8 protein-coding genes are annotated in these 12360 nt (G+C 68.7%); 7 read left to right on the forward strand and 1 reads right to left on the reverse strand.

The features are described 5' to 3' along the window. Positions 1–26 precede the first annotated feature (26 nt). The 7 genes from ACSQ2D_RS05160 (at position 27) to tuf (ending at position 11201) form a co-directional block, all read left to right on the forward strand. The gene (locus ACSQ2D_RS05160; protein ID WP_435984938.1) at positions 27–3923 is read left to right on the forward strand and encodes a DNA-directed RNA polymerase subunit beta'; all 3897 of its coding nucleotides are present in this window, start codon (positions 27–29) and stop codon (positions 3921–3923) included. Between the two features lie 207 nt (positions 3924–4130). After that, positions 4131–5693: a D-alanyl-D-alanine carboxypeptidase/D-alanyl-D-alanine endopeptidase gene (gene dacB / locus ACSQ2D_RS05165; protein ID WP_435984939.1), complete on the forward strand. Its 1563-nt coding sequence runs from the start codon at positions 4131–4133 to the stop codon at positions 5691–5693. A 34-nt stretch (positions 5694–5727) separates the two neighbouring features. Next, on the forward strand, positions 5728–6369 hold the full coding sequence (locus ACSQ2D_RS05170; protein WP_435984940.1) for a hypothetical protein: 642 nt from the start codon (positions 5728–5730) through the stop codon (positions 6367–6369). A gap of 436 nt (positions 6370–6805) precedes the next feature. Continuing rightward, positions 6806–7180, forward strand: a complete 375-nt coding sequence (gene rpsL / locus ACSQ2D_RS05175; protein WP_020143255.1) for a 30S ribosomal protein S12 — start codon at positions 6806–6808, stop codon at positions 7178–7180. Then, the gene (gene rpsG, locus ACSQ2D_RS05180; RefSeq protein ID WP_056752779.1) at positions 7180–7650 is read left to right on the forward strand and encodes a 30S ribosomal protein S7; all 471 of its coding nucleotides are present in this window, start codon (positions 7180–7182) and stop codon (positions 7648–7650) included. Before rpsL ends, rpsG begins: the two co-directional genes overlap by 1 nt. A gap of 132 nt (positions 7651–7782) precedes the next feature. Continuing rightward, positions 7783–9900 (forward strand): elongation factor G, encoded by a 2118-nt coding sequence (gene fusA / locus ACSQ2D_RS05185; protein ID WP_435984941.1) that lies wholly within the window; start codon positions 7783–7785, stop codon positions 9898–9900. A 104-nt stretch (positions 9901–10004) separates the two neighbouring features. Next, a complete protein-coding gene (tuf, locus tag ACSQ2D_RS05190) occupies positions 10005–11201 on the forward strand; it encodes an elongation factor Tu (protein WP_020143252.1) in 1197 nt (398 codons plus the stop codon). A gap of 281 nt (positions 11202–11482) precedes the next feature. Here the strand turns inward: tuf and ACSQ2D_RS05195 are convergent, their stop codons facing one another. Further along, positions 11483–12310, reverse strand: a complete 828-nt coding sequence (locus ACSQ2D_RS05195; protein ID WP_435984942.1) for a class I SAM-dependent methyltransferase — start codon at positions 12308–12310, stop codon at positions 11483–11485. Positions 12311–12360: the final 50 nt, after the last annotated feature.

Below are 12360 nucleotides of genomic sequence, written 5' to 3' on the forward strand. Positions count from 1 at the left end.
ACGAGAGTTACGAGAGAAGGAACCACGTGCTCGACGTCAACTTCTTCGACGAGCTGCGCATCGGCCTCGCCACCGCGGAATCCATCCGCCAGTGGAGCCACGGCGAGGTCAAGAAGCCCGAGACCATCAACTACCGCACGCTCAAGCCCGAGAAGGAGGGCCTGTTCTGCGAGCGCATCTTCGGCCCCACCCGGGACTGGGAGTGCAACTGCGGCAAGTACAAGCGTGTCCGCTTCAAGGGCATCATCTGTGAGCGCTGTGGCGTCGAGGTCACGCGCGCCAAGGTGCGCCGTGAGCGGATGGGCCACATCGAGCTCGCCGCCCCCGTCACCCACATCTGGTACTTCAAGGGTGTCCCGAGCCGCCTCGGCTACCTGCTCGACCTCGCCCCGAAGGACCTCGAGAAGGTCATCTACTTCGCGGCCTACATGATCACGTCCGTCGACGAGGACCAGCGTCACGCTGACCTGCCGTCGCTCGAGGCGCAGATCCAGGTCGAGAAGAAGGAGATCGAGAACCGCCGCGACGCCGACGTCGAGTCGCGCGCGCAGCTGCTCGAGCGCAACGTCGCCGAGCTCGAGGCCGAGGGTGCCAAGGCCGACGCGAAGCGCAAGGTCCGCGACCAGGCCGAGCGCGAGATGAACAACATCCGCAAGCGTGCCGACCAGCTGGTCGAGCGCCTCGAGCAGGTCTGGGACCGCTTCAAGAACCTCAAGGTCCAGGACCTCGAGGGCGACGAGATCCTCTACCGCGAGATGCGTGACCGCTTCGGTCTGTACTTCGAGGGCGGCATGGGCGCCGCGGCGATCCAGAAGCGCCTCGAGTCCTTCGACCTCGACGCCGAGGCGGACCTCCTCCAGGAGATCATCGCCACCGGCAAGGGCCAGAAGAAGACCCGCGCCATCAAGCGCCTCAAGGTCGTCAACGCCTTCCAGATGACGACGAACCACCCGTCGGGCATGGTCCTCGACGCGATCCCGGTCATCCCGCCGGACCTGCGCCCGATGGTGCAGCTCGACGGTGGCCGCTTCGCGACCTCGGACCTCAACGACCTCTACCGTCGCGTCATCAACCGCAACAACCGCCTGAAGCGCCTCCTCGACCTCGGTGCCCCCGAGATCATCGTCAACAACGAGAAGCGCATGCTCCAGGAGGCCGTCGACAGCCTCTTCGACAACGGCCGTCGTGGTCGCCCGGTCACGGGTCCCGGCAACCGTCCGCTCAAGTCGCTGTCCGACATGCTCAAGGGCAAGCAGGGTCGTTTCCGCCAGAACCTGCTCGGCAAGCGCGTCGACTACTCCGGCCGTTCGGTCATCGTCGTCGGCCCGCAGCTGAAGCTGCACCAGTGCGGTCTGCCCAAGCAGATGGCGCTCGAGCTGTTCAAGCCGTTCGTGATGAAGCGCCTGGTCGACCTCGACCACGCGCAGAACATCAAGTCGGCCAAGCGCATGGTCGAGCGTGCCCGCCCGGTCGTGTGGGACGTCCTCGAAGAGGTCATCACGGAGCACCCGGTGCTGCTCAACCGTGCACCCACGCTGCACCGTCTCGGCATCCAGGCGTTCGAGCCGCAGCTCGTCGAGGGCAAGGCCATCCAGATCCACCCGCTCGTCTGCTCGGCCTTCAACGCCGACTTCGACGGTGACCAGATGGCCGTCCACGTGCCGCTGTCGGCAGAGGCGCAGGCCGAGGCCCGCATCCTCATGCTGTCGAGCAACAACATCCTCAAGCCGGCTGACGGTCGCCCCGTGACCATGCCGACCCAGGACATGATCACCGGCATCTACCACCTGACCGACGCGGTCGACGGTGGCGGCATCGGTGCGGGTCGCGCGTTCTCGTCCCCCTCGGAGGCCCGCATGGCCTTCGACCGTGGCGAGATCCTGCTCGGCTCGGCGATCAAGCTGCGCCTGACGGACGCGGTGCCCCCGGCCGGCTTCGAGCTGCCCGAGGGTGTCGAGGCCGGCGAGGACGGCATCGTCAAGAGCATCACGCTCGAGACGACGCTCGGCCGCGCGATCTTCAACGACACGCTGCCGCTCGACTACCCGTTCGAGAACCGTCCGGTCGACCGCAAGCGTCTCTCGGCGATCGTCAACGACCTCGCGGAGCGCTACTCCAAGGTCCAGGTCGCCGCGTCCCTCGACGCCCTGAAGGAGGCCGGTTTCCACTGGTCGACCCGCTCGGGCTGCACCGTCGCCATCTCCGACGTCACGACGCCGGACAACAAGACGGCGATCCTCGAGGGCTACGAGACGAAGGCCGCCAAGGTCCAGACGCAGTACGAGCGCGGTCTCATCACCGACGACGAGCGTCGTCAGGAGCTCGTCGAGATCTGGACGCAGGCATCCAACCAGGTCGCCAAGGAGATGGAGACCAACTTCCCGCGCACGAACCCCATCTACCGGATGGTGTCCTCGGGTGCTGGTGGTAACTGGTTCCAGATCCGTCAGATCGCCGGTATGCGTGGCCTCATGGCCAACCCGAAGGGCGAGATCATCCCGCGCCCGATCAAGGCGAACTTCCGTGAGGGCCTCACGGTGCTCGAGTTCTTCATCTCGACGCACGGTGCCCGTAAGGGTCTGGCCGACACGGCGCTGCGTACCGCCGACTCCGGCTACCTCACGCGTCGTCTCGTCGACGTGTCGCAGGACGTCATCATCCGTGAGGACGACTGCGGCACCGAGCGTGGCCTCAAGCTGCCGATCGCCCAGGTCAACGAGACCACGGGCACGCGTGCGCCGAGCGAGGTCGTCGAGGCCTCGGTCTACGCCCGCACCCTGGCCGAGGACGTCGTCGTCGACGGCCAGACGCTCGCGGTGGCCGGCATCGACCTCGGTGACGTCGTCATCGACGCGCTCTACGCGGCCGGTGTCGACGAGGTCCGGATCCGTTCGGTCCTCACCTGCGACAGCAAGGTCGGCACGTGTGCGGCCTGCTACGGCCGGTCGCTCGCGACGGGCAAGCTCGTCGACATCGGCGAGGCCGTCGGCATCATCGCGGCCCAGTCGATCGGTGAGCCCGGCACGCAGCTGACGATGCGTACCTTCCACACCGGTGGTGCGGCCGCGGCCGACGACATCACCCAGGGTCTGCCGCGTGTCGTCGAGCTCTTCGAGGCGCGTACGCCCAAGGGTGTCGCCCCGATCGCCGAGGCCACCGGCCGCGTCGAGATCGAGGACACCGACAAGGCGCGTCGCGTCCTGCTGACGCCCGACGACGGCTCCGAGCAGCACGCCTACCCGGTGAGCAAGCGTTCGCGCCTGCTCGTCGCCGACGGTGACCACGTGACCGTGGGTGACAAGCTCGTCCAGGGCGCGATCGACCCCAAGCAGGTCCTTCGCATCCTCGGCCCGCGTGCCGCCCAGAAGCACCTCGTCGACGAGGTGCAGCGGGTCTACCGTCAGCAGGGTGTGTCGATCCACGACAAGCACATCGAGGTCATCGTCCGACAGATGCTGCGTCGCGTGACGATCATCGAGGCCGGCGACGCCGACCTGCTGCCCGGCGAGCTCGCCGAGCGTGGTCGCTTCGAGGAGGAGAACCGCAAGGTCATGGCCGAAGGTGGCCGCCCGGCTGCCGGTCGTCCCGAGCTCATGGGCATCACCAAGGCCTCGCTCGCGACCGAGTCGTGGCTGTCGGCCGCGTCCTTCCAGGAGACGACCCGCGTGCTCACGCAGGCCGCCATGGAGGCCAAGTCCGACCCGCTGCTCGGCCTCAAGGAGAACGTCATCCTCGGAAAGCTCATCCCTGCCGGCACGGGCCTGCCCCGCTACCGGAACGTCAAGGTCGAGCCCACCGAGGAAGCCAAGGCCGCGATGTACTCGCTGCCGAACTACGACGCCTACGACTACGCAGGCTTCGGTTCGGGCACCGGCGAGGCCATCCGTCTCGACGACGAGGCTCTCGGTCTCGATCAGTTCTGACCGGTCCCGTCCGCCGCGTGAGCGGGGGGCGACGACCACCACGTATGCCGCTGGGCCGGCTCCCCGACCGGGGAGCCGGCCCTCGGCGCGTCCGGGGACGGACGTCTCGTCTCGACGCGCCTGAAACGGACAAATCGGACTAGTCTCCGGGGAACGGTGACAGTCCGGCGGCGCCAGGGTCGGCCGGCGACACCCCGGGAGGTCGTCATGCTCGGTGCTCCTCGCTCGCTCAAGGTCGTGCGCGGCTCGCGTGGCCCGCGCCACCGCCCCGTGCGCTGGCCCTTCCTCGTCGCGGTGGCCATGCTGGCCGTCGCGGCGCTCGTGGCCACGGCCCCACCGGGCTCCGGCGCCACGGTCTACTCCTCGCGGGACGCCGCCCTGCGCCGCGAGGTGGGCCGGCTCATGACCGACCCGAGCGTCACGGCCTCGACGGCGCACGTCGGGGTCGTCGTCGCCGACGCATCCACCCGCGTGCCCGTCTACGTCCGCTACGCCAACACCCCGCTCGCCCCGGCGTCGACGCAGAAGACGTTCACCGCCGCGGCCGCGATGTACCACCTCGGCAGCGGCTACCGGTGGCGCACCGACGTCTACGCAGCCTCCGCCCCCGTCGGGGGAGTGGTCTCCGGGCGCCTCTACCTCAAGGGCACGGGCGACCCGACGCTGCTCGAGCGCGACCTGACATCGCTGGTGAGCGCACTGCGGGCCAAGGGCGTCACCCGGGTCACGGGTGACGTCGTCGCCGACGCCTCCGCCTTCGACGAGGTGCGCTACAACCCCTACTGGTCCACGTCGTACGCGTCGAGCTACTACGCCGCGCAGGTGTCGGCCCTGACGCTGGCGCCCGACACCGACTACGACGCGGGCACCGTCATCGTCACCGCGACGCCCGGCACGAGCACCTCCAGCGCACCCCGGCTCACGGTGACGCCGGCGTCCGCGGCCTCGCACGTGCGACTCGTCAACAGGGCGCGCACCTCCGCCACGGGGTCCACGACGACGATCGCGGTCACCAGGGCCTCGGGGACGAACACGCTGACCGTCACCGGTCAGGTGCCGCTCAAGCACTCGGCGGCCAGGAAGTGGGTGACGGTGAACGACCCGGCCCTCATGACCGCCCGGGCCCTGCGCGCCCGGCTCGTCGCGGCAGGCATCCGGGTCGACGGGACCGCGGTGCGCGGCACGACGCCGTCCTCCCGGGCGCTGCTCGCACGCCACACGTCGATGACCTTGGGGCAGCTGCTCGTGCCGTTCCTCAAGCTGAGCAACAACGGCCACGCCGAGGCCATCACGAAGACGCTCGGGTCCCGGTCGGGCCGTCCCGGCAGCTGGGCCGAGGGCACCACGGTGCTGCGCGACTACGCAGCCCGCGTCGGCATCCCCACCGCAGGCATGCGGTTCGTCGACGGTTCGGGACTGGCCCGCGCCGACCGCCTGACCCCCAACCAGCTCGCGACCCTGCTCGACAAGGTCCAGCGCACCTCGTGGTGGCCCACCTTCCGCGCCGCGCTGCCGGTCGCAGGGGCCGACCCGGTCCGGTGGACCGGTGGCACCCTGGCCAGCCGCATGCGGGGCACCGCGGCCGCCGGCAACCTGCGCGCGAAGAACGGGACGCTGACCGGCGTCACGTCGCTCGCGGGCTACGTCTCGGGCGCCGACGGCCGTCGCTACGCCTTCGTCATGATGAGCACGTACTCCGCCACCTCGCCGCGGCCGGTCGAGGACCGTCTCGGGGTGCTCCTCGCGCGCTGGCGCATGACCAACCGCTGACCCGCGGGACCCGCTGCCTCGGTAGGGTGGTCGCATGACCGAGCCCACGGCCGACGTGCCGAACGCGCCCGAGCCCGCCGACCACACGCCGGCCGAGCCCTCCGCCGCCGCGCCTGCCGCCGAGCCCACCGCTGAGCCCACCGACGAGCCCACCGACGAGCCGACGGACCGCGACGCCGAGGAGGCCGACAGCGGTCCGGCGCCGACGATCATCGTGCTCACCGAGGAGGCCCTCAAGCCGGTCGACGTCGACAAGATCATCGGGCTGCACGAGGACGACGCGCCGACCTACCGTGTCCTCGTCCCCGCCGACACCGAGCGCAACCTGCTCAGCTCCTTCCTCAACCACCTCAGCCTCTTCGAGATGCGGGAGGCCCTCGAGTCCCTGCGTCCCGTCGACCGGGGCGAGGCGCACGCCGACGCCGGCACCGCGCTGTCGACGACGCTGGCCGAGTTCGAGAGCCACGACGTCGTCGCGACCGGCGAGATCACGTCCGACGACCCCATGCCGACGCTCGTCGAGGAGGTGGCCCGTCTCGGCGCCCGCGAGGTCGTCGTCGTCACCGAGCCGCACGCGGTCGAGGACACCTTCCACACCGACTGGGCCTCGCGGGCCCGCGAGACGCTCGGCGTGCCCGTGCTGCACATGTATGCCGGTGACTGGCGCCTGGGCTGACCGGTCCCGGTCCCGTTCCAGGCCCCCGGAGACCCCGGCTCTCCCGAGCCGGCCACCCGCCGCGGTGTGCCGAACGGGGTGCCCGCCGGACGGCATACCGCATCGGCCGCGTGGGGCCCGGTCTAACCGATTTGGTCGGCGTGCCGCGCCCCGGTACGCTTGAACACTGTGTCTGAGGCACGCTCTCAGGCATGCGCGATGACGGCCTCGGTGCCCTGTCCGCCCGCTCACCGCGGACGTGACATCACTGCGGTCCAGAGCACACCTTTCGCCGGGCAACCCTTCCCACCGACTGCCTCCCGGCAGCCGCGAAGCAGGGGAGTGCAGGGGGAAGTACCGGTTCCGACACACCCGACCTCGGGGGTCGAGGGACCGAACAGTCAAGGAGCCGTCCGCCAGGACGACTGACCACGAGCAACGTTATGGAGTAACCAGGTTGCCTACCATCAACCAGCTGGTCCGCAAGGGCCGCCAGGACAAGGCCAGCAAGGCCAAGACCCCGGCGCTCAAGGGCTCGCCCCAGCGCCGCGGTGTGTGCACCCGCGTGTACACCACCACCCCCAAGAAGCCGAACTCTGCCCTCCGCAAGGTCGCCCGCGTGCGCCTCAGCTCGGGCATCGAGGTCACGGCCTACATCCCCGGCGTCGGCCACAACCTGCAGGAGCACTCGATCGTGCTCGTGCGCGGTGGTCGTGTGAAGGACCTCCCGGGTGTGCGTTACAAGATCGTCCGCGGCACGCTCGACACCCAGGGTGTCAAGAACCGCAAGCAGGCTCGTAGCCGTTACGGCGCGAAGAAGGAGAAGAGCTGATGCCTCGTAAGGGACCCGCTCCGAAGCGCCCGCTCGTCGTCGACCCGGTCTACCAGAGCCCGCTCGTCACGCAGCTCGTCAACAAGATCCTCCTCGACGGCAAGAAGTCGATCGCCGAGATGATCGTCTACGGCGCCCTCGAGGGCTGCCGCCAGAAGACCGGCACCGACCCCGTCGCCACGCTCAAGCGTGCGCTCGACAACGTCAAGCCGGCCATGGAGGTCAAGAGCCGTCGCGTCGGTGGCGCGACCTACCAGGTGCCGATCGAGGTCAAGCCGAACCGCTCGACCACGCTCGCCCTGCGCTGGCTCGTCGGCTACTCGCGGCAGCGTCGCGAGAAGACGATGACCGAGCGCCTCATGAACGAGATCCTCGACGCGAGCAACGGCCTCGGTGCCGCTGTCAAGCGCCGCGAGGACACCCACAAGATGGCCGAGTCCAACAAGGCCTTCGCGCACTACCGCTGGTGACCCAGCGGTCCGGTCGGTATGCCGGGGAGCTCGCTCCACGGCATACCGCCGGGCACGCGCCCGCCCGTCGCACGACGCGGCCCACGGCGCCCACGATTTTCACTCCACGACGAATGAGACGAGAAACCTGACGTGGCACTCGACGTCCTGACGGACCTCAAGAAGGTCCGCAACATCGGCATCATGGCGCACATCGACGCTGGCAAGACCACGGTGACGGAGCGCATCCTCTTCTACACCGGTGTCAACCACAAGATCGGTGAGACCCACGACGGTGCGTCGACGACCGACTGGATGGAGCAGGAGAAGGAGCGCGGCATCACGATCACGTCTGCCGCCGTGACCTCCTTCTGGGAAGGCACCCAGGTCAACATCATCGACACCCCCGGGCACGTCGACTTCACGGTCGAGGTCGAGCGCTCGCTGCGCGTCCTCGACGGTGCCGTCGCGGTGTTCGACGGCAAGGAGGGTGTCGAGCCGCAGTCCGAGACGGTGTGGCGCCAGGCGGACAAGTACGACGTCCCCCGCATCTGCTTCGTCAACAAGATGGACAAGCTCGGCGCCGACTTCTACTTCACCGTGCAGACGATCAAGGACCGCCTCGGCGCGGAGCCGCTCGTCATGCAGCTGCCGATCGGTGCCGAGAACGACTTCCTCGGTGTCATCGACCTCATCTACATGCGTGCCCTCGTGTGGCCCGGCGACGCCAAGGGCGACGTGACGATGGGTGCGAAGTACGAGATCGCCGAGATCCCGGCCGACCTCCAGGCGAAGGCCGAGGAGTACCGCATGGCTCTCGTCGAGCGTGTCGCCGAGGCCGACGACGACCTCATGGAGAAGTACCTCGGTGGCGAGGAGCTGACCGAGGACGAGCTCAAGGCCGGCATCCGCAAGCTCACCGTGAACTCCGAGGTCTACCCGGTGTTCTGTGGCTCCGCGTTCAAGAACCGCGGTGTGCAGCCGATGCTCGACGCCGTCGTCGACTACCTCCCGTCGCCGCTCGACGTGCCCCCGATGATCGGCCACAAGCCGGGCAACGAGGAGGTCGAGCTGACGCGTGCTCCGAGCACCGAGGCGCCGTTCTCGGCCCTCGCCTTCAAGGTCGCCACGCACCCGTTCTTCGGCACGCTGACCTTCATCCGCGTCTACTCGGGCCACATCAGCTCGGGCACGAGCGTCATCAACTCGACCAAGGGCCGCAAGGAGCGCATCGGGAAGCTCTTCCAGATGCACGCCAACAAGGAGAACCCCGTCGAGGAGGCCATGGCCGGCCACATCTACGCGGCCATCGGCCTCAAGGACACGACGACCGGTGACACCCTGTCGGACATCAACGACCAGATCGTGCTCGAGTCGATGACCTTCCCCGACCCGGTGATCCAGGTCGCCATCGAGCCCAAGACGAAGGGCGACCAGGAGAAGCTCGGCACGGCCATCCAGAAGCTCTCGGCCGAGGACCCGACCTTCCAGGTCCACCACGACGAGGACACCGGCCAGACGATCATCGCCGGCATGGGCGAGCTGCACCTCGACATCCTCGTCGACCGCATGAAGCGCGAGTTCAAGGTCGAGGCCAACGTCGGCAAGCCGCAGGTGGCCTACCGCGAGACGATCCGTCGTCCCGTCCTCAAGTACGACTACACGCACAAGAAGCAGACCGGTGGCTCGGGCCAGTTCGCCAAGGTCCAGGTCAGCTTCGAGCCGCTGGGCGAGACCGAGGACGGCTCGATGTACGAGTTCGTCAACGGTGTCACCGGTGGTCGCGTGCCGCGTGAGTACATCCCGTCGGTCGACGCCGGTATCCAGGACGCGATGCAGTACGGCGTGCTCGCCGGCTACCCGCTCGTGGGCATCAAGGCGACGCTCAACGACGGCGCGTACCACGACGTCGACTCCTCGGAGATGGCGTTCAAGATCGCCGGCTCGATGGTCCTCAAGGAGGCCATCCGCAAGGCTGACCCGGTCCTGCTCGAGCCGATGATGGCCGTCGAGGTCCGTACGCCCGAGGACTACATGGGCGAGGTCATCGGCGACATCAACTCCCGCCGTGGCCAGATCCAGGGCATGGAGGACATCAGCGGCGCCAAGGTCGTCAAGGGCCTCGTCCCGCTGTCCGAGATGTTCGGCTACGTCGGCGACCTGCGCTCCAAGACGCAGGGTCGCGCGAGCTTCTCCATGGAGTTCGACTCCTACGCAGAGGTCCCCAAGGCCGTTGCCGAGGAGATCATCAAGAAGACCCGCGGGGAGTGACTGCGGGACATCCCGTAGTCTCTTCCATCGGAAACCACCCCAACAGCGCCACGTCCTGCCCTGGTCGTACGGCGTAACACGAGATAGTCCTGAGGAGGACCACAGTGGCGAAGGCAAAGTTCGAGCGGACCAAGCCGCACGTCAACATCGGCACCATCGGTCACATTGACCACGGCAAGACGACGCTGACGGCTGCGATTTCCAAGGTTCTGCACGACAAGTACCCCGACCTGAACCCCCAGTTCGCGTTCGAGGACATCGACAAGGCTCCCGAGGAGCGCCAGCGCGGTATCACGATCTCGATCGCGCACATCGAGTACCAGACGGAGGGTCGTCACTACGCCCACGTCGACTGCCCGGGCCATGCTGACTACGTGAAGAACATGATCACGGGTGCGGCTCAGATGGACGGCGCGATCCTCGTGGTCGCCGCCACCGACGGCCCCATGCCGCAGACGAAGGAGCACGTCCTCCTGGCCCGCCAGGTCGGCGTCCCCTACATCGTCGTGGCGCTCAACAAGGCCGACATGGTCGACGACGAGGAGATCCTCGAGCTCGTCGAGATGGAGGTCCGTGAGCTCCTGTCGCAGTACGAGTTCCCGGGCGACGACCTTCCGGTCGTGCAGGTCTCGGCGCTCAAGGCGCTCGAGGGCGACGAGAAGTGGGGCCAGTCGGTCCTCGACCTCATGGACGCCGTCGACAACTCCATCCCGGAGCCCGAGCGCGACGTCGACAAGCCGTTCCTCATGCCCGTCGAGGACGTCTTCACGATCACCGGTCGTGGCACCGTCGTCACCGGTCGTATCGAGCGCGGCATCCTCAAGGTCAACGAGGAGATCGAGATCGTCGGCATCCACACCGGTCCGCCGGCCAAGACGACCGTCACGGGCGTCGAGATGTTCCGCAAGCTCCTCGACGAGGGTCGCGCCGGCGAGAACGTCGGTCTGCTCCTTCGTGGCACGAAGCGCGAGGACGTCGAGCGCGGGCAGGTCATCTGCAAGCCGGGCTCGATCACCCCGCACACGGACTTCGAGGCTCAGGTCTACATCCTCTCGAAGGACGAGGGCGGCCGTCACACGCCGTTCTACGACAACTACCGTCCGCAGTTCTACTTCCGTACGACGGACGTGACGGGTGTCGTGCACCTGCCCGAGGGCACCGAGATGGTCATGCCCGGCGACAACACCGACATGACGGTCGAGCTCATCCAGCCGATCGCCATGGAGGACGGCCTCAAGTTCGCCATCCGTGAGGGTGGCCGCACGGTCGGCGCCGGTCGCGTCACGAAGATCATCAAGTGATCTGACGCAGCACCTGCTTCACCTGTAGTTCCGGTAGGGCCCGTTCCGCTTCGGCGGGGCGGGCCCTTCCGCGTGCTCGCTCGGGCTCTTGGGGTTTCGCTGCCCGTGTCGTCACGGACGCCCGACGGCCCGAGCGGCGTGGAGCGTCGGCGGCCCACTTCTCGGGACTGCACCCCTTGCGTATGCCGTGGGCCGCCTCCGATGCCGCTCGGGCCGTCGTGCGCCCCCTCCTCGGTTCCGTACCGGCCTCCAGCCTCGCGCGCAGGCTCCTTCTCTCTGGGTCAGGGGCGGGTTCCGGTGGTGTAGCGGACCTGTTGGGTGAGGTGGAGCTGGTCGTCGTCGCGGCGGTCGGGCTCGAGGGCGGACTCGATGTCGGCGAGGACCTTAGGCATCGCGCTGTCGGGGACGGCGGCCCAGAGCTGGCGCAGTCCGAGGGTCATCGTCCAGGCGCGCCAGGCATCGCCGTCGGGGAGGGCCACCTCGAGGGGCTCGTCGTGGCTGTCCACGTCGGTGGCGCCCGCGGCCTCGAGGAGGGCGGCCATGGTGCCGGTGGTGGCGAAGGGGCCCGTCCGGCCGGTGGTGCGGGCGTCGAGGACCTGGGGTGGGGCATACGGAAGCAGGACGGCCTCGGCGGCCGTCCAGGCGGCGTCGGTGGGGCCGAAGGTGGACAGGCCGAGGCGGCCCCCCGGGCGCAGCAAGGAGATCCAGCCCGCGAGGGTCTGCGCCGGTTGGGGGTCGAAGAAGAGCACGAGCGAGGCGGTCAGCGCGTCGAAGGTGCCGGCCGGCAGGGTGTCCGGCGACGCCTCGCCGACGACGACGTCGATGCGGGCTCCGCGCGTCTCGGCCTCGTCCCGCAGGTGGATGCCCATGGCGGGGGAGAGGTCGACGGCGGTGACGTGCCCCGTCGGCCCGACGGCGTCGACGAGGGGGAAGGTCGCTGCTCCCCGTCCGGCGCCGACGTCGAGGGCCCGGTCACCCGGCTGCGGCGCGGTGAGCTCGACGAGCCTGGTGCCGATCGGGCCGAACCACGGCACGCCGCCCCGGTCGTAGCCGGGGGCGAGCTGGTCGAAGAGTGCGGCGACACCGGCGCGGCGCTGAGAGGGGTCCATGGCCCGATGGTCCTCCTGCAGCGGCCGAAGCGGCAGGGAGCGAGCTGTCG

Source organism: Terrabacter sp. LjRoot27 (genome assembly GCF_964254175.1).
Taxonomy (GTDB): Bacteria; Actinomycetota; Actinomycetes; order Actinomycetales; family Dermatophilaceae; genus Terrabacter.